This is a genomic window from Microcystis sp. M113S1, from assembly GCF_020246945.1.
Taxonomy (GTDB): Bacteria; Cyanobacteriota; Cyanobacteriia; order Cyanobacteriales; family Microcystaceae; genus Microcystis.
The window spans coordinates 1-15,140 of sequence record NZ_JADBSA010000404.1 but is presented as its reverse complement, the minus strand read 5'-3'; the positions used below and the strand labels follow the sequence as shown (position 1 = coordinate 15,140).

Below are 15,140 nucleotides of genomic sequence, written 5' to 3'. Positions count from 1 at the left end.
TCTCAAGAGTTTTGATGTCAATAGTGGCATTGAAACCATCGACGGGACAGGAGTAACAGGAAAAGTAACTATTGTCGGTGATTGGAGTGCCAATACCCTAAACTTCTCCAATACTGCTTTTGTCGGTAACAATATCCAAATCAATGGCTATTGGGGGAATGATAAAATTACAGGTAATGCTGCCAATAATGTCATTATTGGTGGCGGTGGCGAGGACATTCTTAACGGTGGATTAGGGTCAGATCAACTAACGGGAGGTGAAGGTCGGGACTGTTTTATCTTCAACACCGTTGATGAAATCGGTCAAGGTGCAAACCAAGACAATATCCTCGATTTCAATACTGGTCTTGATACTATTGACATCTCTGGCATCGATGCCAACTCCCTCAACGCTGGTAATGAGAGTTTCACGTTTATTGGTGCCTCGGATTTTTCAGGTCAAGCGGGACAACTGCGCTTTTACGGCGGTCTCCTTTGCGGGGATACCAACGGCGATGCCGTCAGCGACTTTCAATTGGCAATCGCTGGAGTGTATAGTTTACCTGTCACCAATATAGTGCTGTGACGTCCTCTGGTTTGAGGCAATAAGCTCTTACTGTATTTAACTGAGTATCAGCAGAAGTCCTGTCGCTAAAAGCGAGGGACTTCTGCTGATACCAAATTAAATTGTATTCAGAGCAGATAGAGCATCAAGGATGAAGCGAAATCCCGTGAGAGAAACAACCCTCTGGGGTGTTACTTCTTAAACAATTTATCTACTTTGAATTCCAATTCCTCTAAAGTGTTAAAGCGCCAATTACTCATTACTCAATTGGGAAACTGGGTATAGCAGTATCGATTAACTTCATTAACTTCATGGTTTCGGCTCAGGTTACTACCATCATAAGGATAGTGTAATATGTCCTCGTCTGAGAAAGTGCGTCCCCTGCGGTCTTTTAACCATAAAGACATCTTCACCCCAAACAGGTTCAAAATCGCAGAAATCCCCATCCTAAGAAAATATTTAACGACAAATTTACAGAATTATTTAGCTGAGGAATTACCGATAATCTATCAGGATGCTTTAGATTATGTTCAACAAAAAACTGGGTTTTCTAGCGATTTTCCCTCAGAATGTCCTTACAGTTTAGAGCAGTTATTAGATAAAAATTGGTTCAACTGTGAAGATTAGACATTAAAGATGATAAAATTATCAAGGAAAGCCGTTCTCAAACGATGGGTTTTTTAACCCAAATTTGCGATAATAAGATGCGCTTAAATTATCAACTTGGCATCAATGCAGATTTTTAGCTCTTTTATCTCATCTACGGCGACTTTTGCCGAATTATCCCTACAAGCGGCCAAGGCCCCTGCTGATACCCTCACCGGTTGGTCATTAGAGGATCGCGATCCGCAGGTGATCGAAAAATTTGTCCCCCTTCTGGATTGGTTTTATCACCATTATTTTCGCGTCAAAACCGATGGTTGGGAAAATATTCCCCCCTCAGGACAGGTATTATTCATCGGCTCCCATAACGGCGGTTTAGCTGCTCCCGATATGTTTATGATGATGTATGATTGGTTTCAACGCTTTGGCAGCGATCGCTTAATCTATGGTTTGATGGATTCGCGAGTCTGGCGAGTTTTCCCACCCCAAGCTAGTCTAGCAGCCCAAATGGGGGCCGTTCATGCTCATCCGAAAATGGCGATCGCTGCTTTAAATAGTGGCGCTAGTGTCTTAATTTATCCCGGAGGTGCTACCGATGTTTTCCGTCCCCACAGTTTAAGAAATAAAATTCATTTTGCTGGTAATCAAGCTTTTGTTAAACTAGCTTTACAGTACGAAGTGCCGATTATTCCCGCCATTTCCCACGGCGCTCACTCGACCCTGTTTGTCCTCGACGATATTTATCCTCAATTAAAAGAATTGCATAAAAAGGGTATGCCTTGGCCTTTCGGTATTGACCCCGGAACCTGTCCCATCTATTTCGGTTTACCCTGGGGACTAGCTATCGGTCCCTTGCCGAATATTCCCTTACCCGTATCGATACAGACGCGGGTTTGTCCCCCAATTATTTTTGAACGTTACGGCAAAAAAGCGGCCCGGGATCGCCGTTATGTACGCGAATGTTATGAGAAAGTCTGTTATTTGATGCAGCAGCAACTTGATCAATTAGTGGCAGCCAATTCTCCCCGATCCTAACCACGGGAAAGTTGAGACAAAGCGATCCCCATTGAGCATTTTTTCGGTCAGATTAACCCGCTTGTGAGATAATGAAGTGTTTTGAGCAAAGTTATCAGGACAAAGTTTTCTCTTGAGATTTGACGATTATTTGGGGAATGCAGAAAATTATGAAACTATTACCCGCAGAATGCCAGCATTTACAAGACAAAGTAGCCATAGTAACCGGGGCCTCGCGAGGGATCGGTAAAGCGATCGCCTTAGAATTAGCCAGCCAAGGTGCTACTGTAGTGGTGAACTATGCTAAATCTAGCAGTGCTGCCGATGCCGTTGTCGAAGAAATTACCGCGGCCGGGGGAAAAGCAATAGCACTACAAGCAGATGTGGCTAAAAGCGAAGAAGTGGATAATTTAGTAGATAGTACCAAAGAAAAATTCGGTCATATTGATGTCTTAGTTAATAATGCCGGTATTACCCGGGATACCCTGATGTTAAGAATGAAATTAGAAGACTGGCAAGCGGTCATCGATATCAATTTAACCGGAGTTTTTCTCTGCACTCGCGCCGTCAGTAAATTGATGTTAAAACAGAAAAGCGGCCGCATAATTAACATCACTTCTGTATCCGGTTTGATGGGTAATCCGGGTCAATCTAATTACAGCGCCGCTAAAGCTGGTGTCATCGGTTTAACGAAAACTTTAGCCAAAGAATTTGCCAGTCGAGGCATCACTGTTAATGCCGTGGCCCCCGGCTTTATTGAAACCGATATGACTCATGACCTCAAAGCAGATGAAATTCTCAAATATATTCCCCTCTCCCGTTATGGAAAACCGGAAGAAGTCGCCGGGATGGTGCGTTTTTTAGCCGCCGATCCCGCCGCTATTTATATCACCGGTCAAGTCTTTAACGTCGATGGTGGTATGGTTATGGCTTAATTCAGTTATCAGTTATCAGTTATCAGTTATCAGTTATCAGTTATCAGTTATCAGTTATCAGTTATCAGTGATTAGTTATCAGATTAAAGTGGTAAGTTTTAAGTTTTAAATTTTAAGTTTTAAATGATATTATTCACCGATCAATCTTCACTAATTACTGTTTACTGATTACTGTTCACTGATTACTGATTACTGTTCACTGATTACTGTTTACTGATTACTGTTCACTGATTACTGTTCACTGATTACTGATTACTGATTACTGATTACTGTTTACTGTTTACTGTTTACTGTTCACTGATTACTGTTCACTGATTACTGATTACTGAAAATGACTTACTGTTTAGGAATTATCAATCGTTTTGGCATTGTTATGGGTGCGGATTCTCGTACGAATGCGGGAGTCGATTATATCTCGGCCTATCGGAAATTATTTGATTTTTCTCAGTCGGGAGAAAGAGTAATTATGGTCTGTACATCAGGCAATTTATCGATTAGCCAAGGAGTGATTCACGAACTAAAAAGAGATCTGCACAATCAAGAGGATAAAAATCTCCATGCTCTGACTCATCTCTACGATATCGCCCACTATATCGGTGATAAAAGTCGTCAAGTACAAGCTAGGGAAAGAACTTGGCTAGAACAAGATAAGATTGATTTTCAATGTAACTTTATTCTTGGGGGACAAATTAAAGGAGAAGAACCGCAATTATTCCTGATTTATCCCCAGGGAAATCATATTCAAGCCACCAAAGAAACGCCCTTTTTACAGATAGGTGAAACTAAATACGGTAAACCGATTCTCGATCGCACTATTACCTATGATACACCCCTAGAGGAAATGGCTAAATGTGCCTTACTTTCCATCGATTCGACCATGAAATCGAATATTTCCGTCGGACCGCCTATCTATTTGAGTATGTATGAAGCTAATAGCCTAACCCTACGTCATAAGTTACAATTGCGCCTAGGAGACCCCTACCTAGCCAAAATGCGAAAACTCTGGGAGGATTACGTCCGGCAAGCTTTCGAGGCTATGCCCAATGTGGAATGGCATTATACCGATGAAGACCCAAAAGAAGATATCATAATAGATTAAGTAACTCTTTGTGAATTAACTTTACAACTCGATGATCATTGTTACCTTGATGTTGGCAGGTAGTCTAGCTTGGTTTTTTAGTACCCTTGCTGGTGGCGGCAGTCCCCTGATTCTACTACCCGTTTTAGGTTGGTTTCTCGATGCTGCCGTCATTCCTCCAGTTTTGACCACGGGGATGCTAATCGGTAACGTCCAACGCATGGGAATGTATTGGCGCGCCATTGACTGGCCCTCGACGGTGTGGTATTTACCTGGGGCAATTATGGGATCTACCCTCGGCGCTTTTGTCTTTGCCCATTTACAATTCAAATGGTTGCCGCTAGTTTTGGGAATTTTTCTGGTTTTCTCCTCGCTTAAACAATTATTTCCCCAAGAAGAAAATCCTTTTTTTGAGATTAAAACCTGGTATTTTATGCCCTCGGGATTTATCTACGCTTTCCTGTCGGGATTAGTCGGTAGTACCGGCCCGATGATGAACCTGTTTTATATCAACTATGGGCTAGTTAAAGAACCAATGGTGGCAACGAAATCCGTTCACATGGTAGTGGTTCATGTGGCCAAATTAATCGCTTACGCGGCCTTTGGAGTTTTACATCTGCCCTTTCTTGGTTACGGTTTATTATTAGGATTAGCGGCCTGGCCAGGTAATTGGTTAGGACAAAAAGTTTTAGAAAAAATGAGTCCCCAACAATTTAAACAAGCAGTGATGTTATTCGTTTCGATGAGTGGCTTATTGATGATCTGGCGAGAACGCGGCATCATCTTTTAAAATTTTGCTGACAAAGGGACAAATTTTGCTAAAATACTAGATAAAGGTGAATTGTACTAACTCCATGTAATACACCGATAACCGTTAAAATTGCTCCTTGACTAACCCCGCAGCTGAAAATGACAGAAACCGCCAATTTTACCCTCGAACAAGGTTTAGAACGCTACCAACAGGGAGAAAGCGCCGCCAGTTTATTGCCGGAATTTAAACAATTAAGCGATCGCGCTCCTAAAAATGCCGCCGTTTGGTCCTGTTTAGCTTGGTTATATATGCTCACCGATAAACCGGAATTAGCCCTAAAAGCCGCCCAAAAAGCCGTAAAACTCGATAAAGTTTCCCCCCAAAACCGGATCAATTTGGTTTTAGCTATGTTAGAAACCAAAACCGCCGGAGTTAGAGAACATATCGAACTGGTGCAACAATTAGTTAGTTTAAACAAAGAAGTTCGCCAAGAAGTGGATGAAAATATCGCCGATGGTTTAGCTAGAAAACCCGATTGGAAAAGTTTAGAACGCATCAAAGCTTGGTTAAATGAATAAGAATATGGAATTATCAAGACAGTTATTACTCGGCTTAAAAGCCAATGATTTTCGGCATCCCATCGACCTAGAGGCAACTAATTCCCTCAAACAATTGCCTGGGTTAGATATAGCCGTGAGAAGTTTATTAGGTTCCGTAGCTGAAGAATTCTTTTACTTAAATAATATTGGTGCTAGTGTTTTGGTGGGAGAAAAACAATTACCCGACCTGCATAATCTACTCCTAGAAGCTTGCCGAATTCTCGACTTAGAACCACCTCAATTATACATTCAACAAAACCCCGTTCCTAACGCCTATACCTTCGCCATGCGCGGCAAAAAACCGTTTATGGTGATGCACACTTCCCTAATTGAAATGCTAAATCCCGCAGAAATTCAAGCGGTAATGGCCCACGAATTAGGTCATCTCAAATGTGAACACGGCGTTTATCTGACTTTAGCCAATATTATGGTCCTAGCGGCGGGATTACTGCCCAATTGGGGGACAATGTTAGCACAATCCCTACAACAGAGAATGTTAGCATGGGTGCGCTGCGCCGAGTTTAGTTGCGATCGAGCGGCATTATTGGCAGTTCAAGACCCAAAAATCGTCATGTCGGTGTTAATGAAGTTAGCCGGAGGTTCCCCCAGTCTCGCACCTTTATTAAATTTAGAGGCGTTTATCGATCAGGCCAAGTCCTACGATGCCGTCAGTGCCTCGGAAATGGGCGAAATGTTAAAGGGTTTGCAAACCCAACAGTTAACCCATCCCCTCCCCGTCCTACGCGCGCGAGAAATCGATCGTTGGGCCAGTTCCCCCGATTATCAAAATTTGTTAAAAGGGCCAAAAATGGGTTATAATGATAAAGCTAATGCCAAGGGCGAATGGCGAAATTGGTAGACGCACCACACTCAAAATGTGGCGAGGCAGCCCCTCATGTCGGTTCGAGTCCGACTCCGCCCATCAAATTACAGTAATTTCTGGCTATTATGGTCTAGAAATATCCCAGAATATTAGCCTAGTTTAGATTTGATTAGTTTTTATCCTGATACTCATACCTGTATTAAGAATAAAATTATTTATCTCACACCAGGTCAGAATTTCTGGGTCTAATGTTTCCTTTTCTGGTGCATTGGGTTCCCCGATTGCCCAAACCACTAAATCTCTATTTTTTCTCCGTAATTGCTTAACATAAAATGGGTCAATATTGTCATCCATCAGATATTGCAACATCATAAACTTTGCCTTTTTGCTTGTCTTTCCGCTTTAATTTTCATTAATTTCTGTACGACAGTCGAAGGATTTTGTTTTGGTTACTCACGCATTTTTTGACCCCATTCTCACCCATCAGCTATGTAGGGTCTGCTGAAAAAGTTTTTCCTAGAAGCAGGGTGTAGGGTGTAGGGTGTGGGGTGTGGGGTTTTACCGATTTTGAGGGGGTCAATTACCTAATTTTCAGGGAAAAAGTACCTGAATTTCCCCCTGATCACTCCCATGCCAGGCACTTTTGGATTTCAAAAAGGTCGAAAAGTCTTATCCAACAAGGTTTTTAGATTTATTCAGCAAACCCTATGTATTGCTTAACTTATGCTTGGTTGTGGAGATAAGATAAAATTGTCGCCTAAACTTGTTCTCAACTCAGGGAAGGATAAATCTTAGGGATTTCTTCGGGAGTACCAGCGCAATAAATCTATTGATAAAGAATAGTTTCAATGCCAATCCGCAGACCTTTGAGCCGAAGGAAATGTTGGGATTAACCAGGATTTGTTATAATTAATCTTAATAGACAGTCGCTCGAGAGAAACAATATGTTAAATGCAGTGGAATTTAAAGCCAAAATCAAACAAGGTATCATCGAAATTCCCGAAGAATACCAACAGGACTTGAGGGAAGACAGCGAAGTTCAAGTTATTGTGATCAAACAAAATAAAAAAATATCAACCACTGGAATCATTGCCCAATTAACTCAGAAACCCGTTGCTGTTAAAGGTATTCGTCAATTAAATCGGGAAGAAATTCATCAGCTATAATTATGACCAATTCTCTTTATTTTTGTGATTCTAATATCTGGCTCTACCGTCTTTTAATAGACCCAGAGTGTAACGATGCTGCAGAAAGGCGAAAACGCAATCTAGCGGCCGCTTTAACTAGCAGGGAAAATATCTTAATCAGTACGCAAATTATTAATGAAGTTTGCGCTGTTTTATCCAAAAAAGCTAAAATAAGTGAAGTTCAAATTAGACAAATTATTCAAGAATTTTACGATGGATGTCTTGTTATTCAACTCGATCGCAATATTATTTTAAGAGCCTCTGAACTCCGCACTCAATACAGTTTTTCTTTTTGGGATAGTTTAATTGTAGCTAGTGCCTTAGCATCCGAGGCTAATATTCTTTACTCTGAAGATATGCAGGATGGATTAATAATATCCAATCAACTAACTTTAATTAATCCCTTTCGAGCGAGTTGATTATCAGTGTGATATTATTAAATTACTCATTAAATCAATAGTGATGAATAGGCAACAAAAGCGAGTTTTATCCCTATTTTCTGGCTGCGGGGGAATGGACTTAGGATTAGAGGGAGGTTTTTGGGTACACCAAGACTGTGTTAATGAAAATATTCATCAAGATTGGATAGTAGAAAGACGGGAACCATGGCTAAAACTACCGCGCACTACTTTTGAAACTGTCTTTGCTAATGATATAACTAAAGCTGCCCATAATGCTTGGATTCCCTACTTTGAAAAAAGGGGTAAAAAGAATGTATTTCACTTGGGTAGTATTGTAGATTTAGTCAAACAAGCAGAAAAAGGAGAGTTTCACTTTCCCAGTAATATCGATGTAGTAACGGGAGGTTTTCCCTGTCAAGATTTTAGTGTTTCAGGCAAAAGAAAGGGATTTAATTCTCATAAAAGTCACACGGGGAAACTACTAGACGAGAGTGAAGATAGTTTTCGGGATAATCGCGGGAAACTCTATTATTGGATGAAAAGAGTTATTGAATTAACCTTACCTAAAGTTTTTATTGCTGAAAATGTCAAAGGTTTAATCTCTTTGGCTAATGTTAAAGATATAATTGAAGATGATTTTAGTGCCATTGGTAAAGATGGATATATAGTTATCCCTAAACTTCTCTTTGCTCCCGATTATGGAATTCCCCAAACTAGGGAAAGAATTATCTTTATCGGTTTAAATAAAACCTATTTAAAAGCGACAGCGATAGCACATCTAGAAAATAATGATATTTTTCCGCATCCAACCCATAAAGTTATTAAGCATCAATTAAATCTGTTTGAGTCAATATATCCTCTTAAAACTTACAGTACAGTGGGTCAGATATTATCAGGTTTAGCAGAACCGGAAGATGAGTTATTTGACCTCTCACAAAAAAGCTATTCAAAAGCTAAACATTATGGTAAAACTCAGGGACAAATCGAGGTTAATTTACAGGGTTTAAGTCCGACTATTCGCTCGGAACATCACGGTAATATTGAATTTAGGAGATTATCTTTAGAATTAGGGGGAAAGATAGTTAATGAGTTAGAAGCAGGGTTAAAAATGAGACGTTTAACTGTGCGGGAATGTGCGAGAATACAGACTTTTCCCGATGATTTTCAATTTGTGCGTCCACAAAATAAGGGAGATGAAAAATATTCACTTTCGGCTACGGATGGTTACAAACTAATTGGTAATGCTGTCCCACCTTTGCTTGCTTACCACATTGCTAGACACCTAGAACATCAATGGGATTATTTGTTTGAAGATATTTATTCAGCTACTAAAGACAATTTACTGATGGAATTGCAGTAAAAATCCGTGCTTTGCTTTCTAAAGTATATAGTTAATAATGATAACTATATAATACTTCATCGGGTTGGATAAATAGGTTTATAAATTTTAGATAAACTCTCTTGATTAAGAGAATTATGGATATATAACTTAGCTTCTGGTATGCCATTAAATTGTCCATGAGAGTATCTTAATTCATTTCTCAATTGAAGAATATCACCTGTCTCGGTGTTTTCTATGGTAGTAATAATATTAAGTTGAGATTTGGGAACCTCATAATCAATTTTACTGATTTTGATTATCGAATTAAATTCTTTTTCCGAAGGAACTTTATAAATTTCTTGTTTACTATCATTGGTTTTAGCATAATAATATTGACGATCTAATATCTGCAATAACTTTTTAAGATTTGATAAATTCGGAGATAAATGATTTTTTAAATAATTGACAAGACTTTTTCCTGCCTGTTCAGAACACTTTGCTTTTAATTGTAGATAATCGTCTTGATTTCTCAATTCTTGAGAAATCCATTTTGATAAAGTTTTTTCTCTTATGGTAGCAGTGGTCTCTTTTTCATAGGTATCATAAGTTAATTGGGGATTACAAGGTAGGGTTGCTGATTTGTTTTCAACAGGATCAGAATAGTTAAATTTTATTTCATCATTATTGTTTTTAGTTATTTGTGATCTAGCTCCCTTCTTTTCATTAACATAATGCCAATCACCATGTTGATCTAGATATTCTAAAAGTTTTCCCCAGGTAAAAACGAACCATTGATTGTATTCATCTTTGGCATAAGTCTGAAATATATGTATTCCTCTTTTTTGAGTATCATCAGTTAAAAGATTAATCAATTGATATAACCCCATATTATTAAGTATATTGCTCTTTTCTTTCAAAGAAAACTCAAAATTATCAACAGTTATATCTATTAACTCATTTTTTTGACTATTGCCAACCCATTTAATTTCTGGTTTTGCAGAAATCTTGTTAAATTCATCGTGGGAACAAATGATTTTAGCTAGTTTCATTCCATTATTTATTATTTGAGTGCGAGCATTAGTAAAAGAAGGTAATCCTTTTATTGAATCATACTGTGATTCATTTATATCATCCTTAACAATTGCTTTTTTACATATTTCTATAAATTTTTGTGGATCCTCTGTCTTGGGAATTTCATTTTTTACTATATATATACCGTAAGCAACGCTCAACTCTCTTAATACTGTTTCTATACTTGCCATGGTTTACTAATCCTAAATTGAGAAAACAAATTATAATCTTTTTAGATGAACGTAGGTTGGGTTGAAGTATGAAACCCAACGCCCGCTCATGTTACGCTACCGCTAACCCATCCTACAAATAATTGTGCCTCCCTACTTAATTGGGCATCAACTCCTCAAAATCACAACTTTACACCTCACTCTTAAGATAACTGGTTCATCTGAGTTCGGAATCAGGGAAAACGGCAAAATTTCCCTAACCCGAACTCACCTTGATTACAAAACCTTATGGGTATGAGAATGTTGTTTGACGTTATCCTCCGTCCGCACCACATGAACAGCATTCAAGATGCGTTTTTTCTCTAGGGAAAAGTTTAAATCGTCTTTTTGGCTGCCCAAGGGGATTAACCCTTGCAGGTGGGGTTGATTTTTATAGGTGCGAGTGGCCGCAATCGCCCTTTCGACAAAATTCTCGCATAATTGGGCATTATCAGGGAAATTACTGGGTATTTGAGGATTATCGTCCTGAAATACCTCTCCCAAAGCCATGGCGCGGGCAAATTCGTAGGAAGTGGGAATTCCTTTGACAATTGCCTCTAGGGCTGCCGAGGGAATCGGTTCTAACACCGCTACTTTTTCCAATTCTCCCTCCTGTTTGAGAAAACAAATCGCTAAACCGAATACACAATAATCATCTTTTGTCAAGTCAGAAATGTTTAAGAATTGTGTCGCTGTGGCCATTATTTTTATCCTGAGTCGCTCTTTATTTAATCTTGCGGGTGATGAGCGATCGAATCAAGGTTTTTATTAAGAGATATGAAGGAGAAAAATTTAGCAGGGTTGGGCTGCGCTCACGCACCCCCAGACGGAAAAAACTGATAGCTGTTAGACTAGAAACCAGCAGATTAACTGATAAACGAGCTTTATGTCACCCACTCTACTCATCTCCAAAGAACTCCCCACCCTGAAATATAATCCTAGTCTGGAGCGCTTTGATAGCTCTTGGGCGGCCCCTTTATCTACCCTCCTCGGACTGGGACGGGCTGCTGGGGCGACTTTTATCGAATTTTTCCTGGAAAGAGTCAACTATATCAGTTGTTTAGCCGAAGATGACACCATCACCAGTCTCTCACCGAAACTATCTACAGGGGCAGGAATCCGCCTTTTTCGCGGTAAAGCTGATTGTTATGTCAGTACCAACGATTTAAGCTTCCAAGGCTTAAAAAATGCCCTAGAAAAAGGTTTATCGATTCTCGGTTTAAACCTACCCGGTCCTAACGCGTATATTCCCGAAATCAATCTGGAAATGTTCCGGGATTATGCCACGGTCAAAAATAAAGATATTTGGCTGAATAATTGCAGTTCTTTGGGAGAAATGGGTGATATTCTGCTAAATGCTAACCTTCAACTCAATCAGAAAGCCTCTCACGTCCAATCTCGTCGCGCCGCTTATTTTCGCGATTGGCAAGAAGTTTTAGTTGCCGCTAGTGATGGCACTTTTGCCCGGGATATTCGCCTCACCCAATCGGTGGGCTATAATCTCCTCTGTGCCGATGGGACCAATCGTTCTAGCATTGGTAAACGGTTGGGTAGTACCAGTAATCCCGATTTTCTGCGGACGTGGAATGCCCAGGAAGCGGCGGCAGAAGTGGCCGCATCGGCGGGTAAAATGCTTTACGCTGACTATGTAGAATCCGGCAGTTATCCCATCGTCATGGCCAATGAATTTGGCGGTGTTATCTTCCACGAAGCTTGTGGTCATTTGCTAGAAACTACCCAAATCGAACAAAAAACCACGCCCTTTCTCGATAAAAAAGGCGAAAAAATCGCCCACGAAAACCTGACGGCTTGGGACGAAGGATTATCCGATAAAGCTTTCGGTACTATCGATATGGACGATGAGGGAATGCCGGCCCAGCGTACTCTCCTAATTGAAAATGGTATCCTAAAAAACTTCATTGCCGATCGCACTGGTTCAATGAAAACCGGTCATCCGCGCACAGGTAGCGGTCGCCGTCAAAACTACACCTATGCCGCCGCTAGTCGGATGCGGAATACCTACATCGCTCCCGGGGAATATACCCTCGATAATCTCTTTAATTCCATTGATAAAGGCATTTATTGCAAAAAAATGGGCGGTGGTAGTGTGGGGGCCACGGGGGAATTTAATTTCGCCGTCGAGGAAGCTTATCTTATCGAAAACGGCAACCTGACTAAACCCCTGAAAGGCGCGACTTTAATCGGTTCAGCTAAGGAGATTATGAATAAAATCTCTATGTGTTCCCAAGATTTAGGTCTAGCGGCGGGTTTTTGCGGTTCCGTCAGTGGTAGCGTTTATGTCACCGTTGGTCAACCCCATTTAAAAGTAGATTCTATTACCGTTGGCGGTCGTTAATCATGGCTTTAGTAATCCTCTACTATTTCCTCATTGCCATCATGATAGTGGGGATAATTGGCGAACTGCTGCCCGCTGTCCCCGGCATGAGTTTGATTTTAATCGCCATGCTGGTATGGGGTTTTGTCACCAAATTCGCGGGGATGGGGGTCGCTTTAGCCGTGGCCTTTGTTATCCTTCTCCTCAGTCTGGGGGTGGAATTCCTCGCTAGTTATCTCGGCGCCCAAAAAGTTGGGGCCAGCAATTGGAGTCAAATCGGGCTAGTAGTGGGCTTATTAGCGGGAATATTCGGGCTTTTACCCGCTTTACCCATTGGCGGCCCAATTATCGGCTTATTTATCGGTCCGGTGGTGGGGGCTTTTTTGGGAGAATACGCCTATCGTCGCGATTTAGAATTAACCCCCCGTTTGCAACAATCCCTAAAAGTCTGTGTCGGTATCGTCGTCGGTACAGTTATCGGTCACGTTGCTAAAGCTATGCTGGCTACGGCCGCCGTTATCGTCTTTATTGTCACCACCTGGCCTAATTTAGCCAATTTAGGCTAAGTATAGCTATCAGCCGTCAGGAGACAGGATTCAGCTTTTATTTATTCTCCCCATCACCCCAACCCCCAACCCCCAAACCCTAACCACCCCTAAATCTATGCCAAAAGTTGAAGATATCGCCCAAATCGCTAATTCTAGCGCCCAAGCTTTAGGAATTGCTAAATACGACATCTATGGTTCTTCTGTCGATGAAACCGATGTGGATGTGTTTCAAGGGGAACCCAAACAGGTACAAGCTTCCAATCGTTCCAGCGTTATCGTTCGCGTCTGGAATCGGGATAATCAAGTTGGTGTCACCTCGACCACCGATGTGGACCCGGTGGGACTGCAATTAGCCCTGAAAACCGCCCAAGAAGCCAGCTTTTTTGGTGTTAAGGAAAATGTCCCCGATTTTAGTCCCGCGGCCACTGCACCTACCACAGAAGTGGCCAGCGAAATGTCTAATCAAGCAGCTGTATCCACTCTCATCGATAAGTTATTAGCCGCCGAAAAATCTTTACTAGCGGCCCATCCGGCTATTGCCAGTGTTCCCTATAACGGTTTGGGACAACAGCAGGTCAGACGTTTTTATCTCAATAGCGACGGGGCAATGCGTCAGGAAGCGCGTAGTTATGCCAGTGTGTATTTATACACCAAAACCGAACAGGAAGGCAAAAAACCCCGCAGCGCCGGCGCTTTTCGGGTCAGTCCGGGCCTGGAAAAATTAGATATCGATGGTTGCATCGAGGAAGCGATTACCAAAACTGTTAGCCATCTGGACTATCAACCGATTATCACGGGTAAATATTTGGTGGTTTTTGCCCCTCGCGCCTTTTTGAGTCTAATGGGAGCATTTTCTAATCTGTTTAATGCCCAAAATGTCCTTGATAAACAGAGTCTTTCTACTCCAGAATCCCTAGGAACACAAATCGCAGCCACTGCCTTAAATTTGTGCGATGATGCCCTCCATCCGGCTAATGTTGCCGCCGAAACTTTTGATAGTGAAGGCACTCCCACCCATCGTGTGGAATTAATTAAAGAGGGGATTTTGAGTAATTTTCTCCATAGCACGATTACCGCTAAACGGATGAATACGGAACCCACTGGCAACGGTAACATTGGGTCAAAAGTAACGGTTAGTCCCCATTTTTATCACGTTTTTGCTAGTGCTAATCAACCAAAGAGCTATTCTTTGGAAACAGCAGAAAATGTGGTTTTAATTGATAGTTTACAGGCACTTCATGCAGGAGTTAATTCTCTACAAGGTTCCTTCTCTTTGCCGTTTGATGGTTGGTTAGTTAACAAAAATGAGCGCGTTAGCATCGATTCCGCTACCGTAGCCGGAGATATTTTAACACTGCTGAAATCGATTGTTTATCTGGAACCAGAAGCAGTTATCACTCCCAGTGGTGTTTGTCCCTACGTTTGGGTAGAAGGTTTATCAATCACAGGAGAAGCTTAACACTATACCGGAGCAAAAATAGGGGGTATTAACCAGGGTAATACCCCCGCAAAGTGGGCAAGCTGTTGACTATCCAAATTACTTCTTAAACTGCACCAGAATTGGGACTGGGGAGAATAAATAGGGTTTGCTGAATAAATCTAAAAACCTTGTTGGGTAAGACTTTTAGACTTTTTTTCCCTCAAAAAGTGCCAACCATTGGAGTGATTGGGGGGAAAATTCAGGGACTTTTTCCCTGAAAATTAGGTAATTGACCACCTGA

General features: G+C 41.1%; 16 protein-coding genes, 1 tRNA gene and 1 pseudogene. 15 read left to right on the top strand and 3 right to left on the bottom strand.

The features are described from left to right. The 9 genes and pseudogenes from IM319_RS20585 to IM319_RS20545 form a co-directional block, all read left to right on the top strand. Positions 1-565: calcium-binding protein (locus IM319_RS20585; RefSeq protein ID WP_425185312.1), on the top strand; the 565-nt coding region annotated here is incomplete at its 5' end. Positions 566-991: 426 nt separating this feature from the next. Next, positions 992-1,171: pseudogene (locus tag IM319_RS20580) on the top strand (DUF29 family protein); the annotation flags it as partial. A 105-nt stretch (positions 1,172-1,276) separates the two neighbouring features. Then, complete coding sequence (locus tag IM319_RS20575) at positions 1,277-2,182, top strand: lysophospholipid acyltransferase family protein (protein ID WP_287736742.1); 906 nt, start codon at positions 1,277-1,279, stop codon at positions 2,180-2,182. A 137-nt stretch (positions 2,183-2,319) separates the two neighbouring features. Further along, on the top strand, positions 2,320-3,096 hold the full coding sequence (fabG, locus tag IM319_RS20570) for a 3-oxoacyl-[acyl-carrier-protein] reductase (protein ID WP_287736741.1): 777 nt from the start codon (positions 2,320-2,322) through the stop codon (positions 3,094-3,096). Positions 3,097-3,427: 331 nt separating this feature from the next. Beyond that, positions 3,428-4,195 (top strand): peptidase, encoded by a 768-nt coding sequence (locus IM319_RS20565; protein ID WP_286827299.1) that lies wholly within the window; start codon positions 3,428-3,430, stop codon positions 4,193-4,195. Between the two features lie 31 nt (positions 4,196-4,226). Beyond that, positions 4,227-4,964: a sulfite exporter TauE/SafE family protein gene (locus IM319_RS20560; RefSeq protein ID WP_286827298.1), complete on the top strand. Its 738-nt coding sequence runs from the start codon at positions 4,227-4,229 to the stop codon at positions 4,962-4,964. 119 nt (positions 4,965-5,083) lie between these two features. Then, a complete protein-coding gene (locus IM319_RS20555; protein ID WP_286827297.1) occupies positions 5,084-5,503 on the top strand; it encodes a tetratricopeptide repeat protein in 420 nt (139 codons plus the stop codon). Next, positions 5,496-6,383 (top strand): M48 family metallopeptidase, encoded by an 888-nt coding sequence (locus tag IM319_RS20550; RefSeq protein ID WP_287736740.1) that lies wholly within the window; start codon positions 5,496-5,498, stop codon positions 6,381-6,383. The genes IM319_RS20555 and IM319_RS20550 overlap by 8 nt, the downstream gene beginning before the upstream one ends. Beyond that, positions 6,362-6,446: transfer RNA gene (locus IM319_RS20545), tRNA-Leu, on the top strand. Before IM319_RS20550 ends, IM319_RS20545 begins: the two co-directional genes overlap by 22 nt. A gap of 60 nt (positions 6,447-6,506) precedes the next feature. Here the strand turns inward: IM319_RS20545 and IM319_RS20540 are convergent. Further along, entirely contained in the window at positions 6,507-6,719 is a 213-nt protein-coding gene (locus IM319_RS20540) for a DUF5615 family PIN-like protein (protein ID WP_149987155.1), read from the bottom strand. Between the two features lie 572 nt (positions 6,720-7,291). On the opposite strand from IM319_RS20540, the gene IM319_RS20535 reads away from it, so the two are divergent. The 3 genes from IM319_RS20535 to IM319_RS20525 are packed head-to-tail and all read left to right on the top strand — an operon-like array spanning position 7,292 to position 9,295. Next, positions 7,292-7,513 carry a hypothetical protein gene (locus IM319_RS20535; protein ID WP_079208850.1) on the top strand — a complete coding sequence of 74 codons (222 nt, stop codon included), beginning with the start codon at positions 7,292-7,294 and terminating at the stop codon, positions 7,511-7,513. Between the two features lie 2 nt (positions 7,514-7,515). Beyond that, positions 7,516-7,953, top strand: a complete 438-nt coding sequence (locus tag IM319_RS20530) for a PIN domain-containing protein (RefSeq protein WP_287736739.1) — start codon at positions 7,516-7,518, stop codon at positions 7,951-7,953. Positions 7,954-7,996: 43 nt separating this feature from the next. Then, a complete protein-coding gene (locus IM319_RS20525; RefSeq protein WP_287736738.1) occupies positions 7,997-9,295 on the top strand; it encodes a DNA cytosine methyltransferase in 1,299 nt (432 codons plus the stop codon). 56 nt (positions 9,296-9,351) lie between these two features. Here IM319_RS20525 and IM319_RS20520 read toward each other — a convergent pair whose 3' ends face one another. Together IM319_RS20520 and IM319_RS20515 are read right to left on the bottom strand one after the other, a co-directional pair. After that, positions 9,352-10,518, bottom strand: coding sequence for a hypothetical protein (locus tag IM319_RS20520; RefSeq protein WP_079208847.1), 1,167 nt, complete (start codon positions 10,516-10,518; stop codon positions 9,352-9,354). Positions 10,519-10,773: 255 nt separating this feature from the next. Further along, entirely contained in the window at positions 10,774-11,238 is a 465-nt protein-coding gene (locus IM319_RS20515) for a hypothetical protein (protein WP_002757789.1), read from the bottom strand. A gap of 184 nt (positions 11,239-11,422) precedes the next feature. Between IM319_RS20515 and IM319_RS20510 the strand changes: the two genes are divergently transcribed. From IM319_RS20510 to IM319_RS20500, 3 genes are all read left to right on the top strand, one after another. Continuing rightward, the gene (locus IM319_RS20510; protein ID WP_287736737.1) at positions 11,423-12,892 is read left to right on the top strand and encodes a TldD/PmbA family protein; all 1,470 of its coding nucleotides are present in this window, start codon (positions 11,423-11,425) and stop codon (positions 12,890-12,892) included. A gap of 2 nt (positions 12,893-12,894) precedes the next feature. Next, positions 12,895-13,437, top strand: coding sequence for a DUF456 domain-containing protein (locus IM319_RS20505; protein ID WP_286827290.1), 543 nt, complete (start codon positions 12,895-12,897; stop codon positions 13,435-13,437). 97 nt (positions 13,438-13,534) lie between these two features. Beyond that, positions 13,535-14,878 carry a TldD/PmbA family protein gene (locus tag IM319_RS20500; RefSeq protein WP_286827289.1) on the top strand — a complete coding sequence of 448 codons (1,344 nt, stop codon included), beginning with the start codon at positions 13,535-13,537 and terminating at the stop codon, positions 14,876-14,878. Positions 14,879-15,140 lie beyond the last annotated feature (262 nt).

Coding starts and splice junctions, on each gene's coding strand:
- IM319_RS20575 (WP_287736742.1), top strand. CDS start 1,277: ATGCAGATTTTTAGCTCTTTTATCTCATCTACGGCGACTTTTGCCGAA.
- fabG (WP_287736741.1), top strand. CDS start 2,320: ATGCAGAAAATTATGAAACTATTACCCGCAGAATGCCAGCATTTACAA.
- IM319_RS20565 (WP_286827299.1), top strand. CDS start 3,428: ATGACTTACTGTTTAGGAATTATCAATCGTTTTGGCATTGTTATGGGT.
- IM319_RS20560 (WP_286827298.1), top strand. CDS start 4,227: ATGATCATTGTTACCTTGATGTTGGCAGGTAGTCTAGCTTGGTTTTTT.
- IM319_RS20555 (WP_286827297.1), top strand. CDS start 5,084: ATGACAGAAACCGCCAATTTTACCCTCGAACAAGGTTTAGAACGCTAC.
- IM319_RS20550 (WP_287736740.1), top strand. CDS start 5,496: ATGAATAAGAATATGGAATTATCAAGACAGTTATTACTCGGCTTAAAA.
- IM319_RS20540 (WP_149987155.1), bottom strand. CDS start 6,719: ATGATGTTGCAATATCTGATGGATGACAATATTGACCCATTTTATGTT.
- IM319_RS20535 (WP_079208850.1), top strand. CDS start 7,292: ATGTTAAATGCAGTGGAATTTAAAGCCAAAATCAAACAAGGTATCATC.
- IM319_RS20530 (WP_287736739.1), top strand. CDS start 7,516: ATGACCAATTCTCTTTATTTTTGTGATTCTAATATCTGGCTCTACCGT.
- IM319_RS20525 (WP_287736738.1), top strand. CDS start 7,997: ATGAATAGGCAACAAAAGCGAGTTTTATCCCTATTTTCTGGCTGCGGG.
- IM319_RS20520 (WP_079208847.1), bottom strand. CDS start 10,518: ATGGCAAGTATAGAAACAGTATTAAGAGAGTTGAGCGTTGCTTACGGT.
- IM319_RS20515 (WP_002757789.1), bottom strand. CDS start 11,238: ATGGCCACAGCGACACAATTCTTAAACATTTCTGACTTGACAAAAGAT.
- IM319_RS20510 (WP_287736737.1), top strand. CDS start 11,423: ATGTCACCCACTCTACTCATCTCCAAAGAACTCCCCACCCTGAAATAT.
- IM319_RS20505 (WP_286827290.1), top strand. CDS start 12,895: ATGGCTTTAGTAATCCTCTACTATTTCCTCATTGCCATCATGATAGTG.
- IM319_RS20500 (WP_286827289.1), top strand. CDS start 13,535: ATGCCAAAAGTTGAAGATATCGCCCAAATCGCTAATTCTAGCGCCCAA.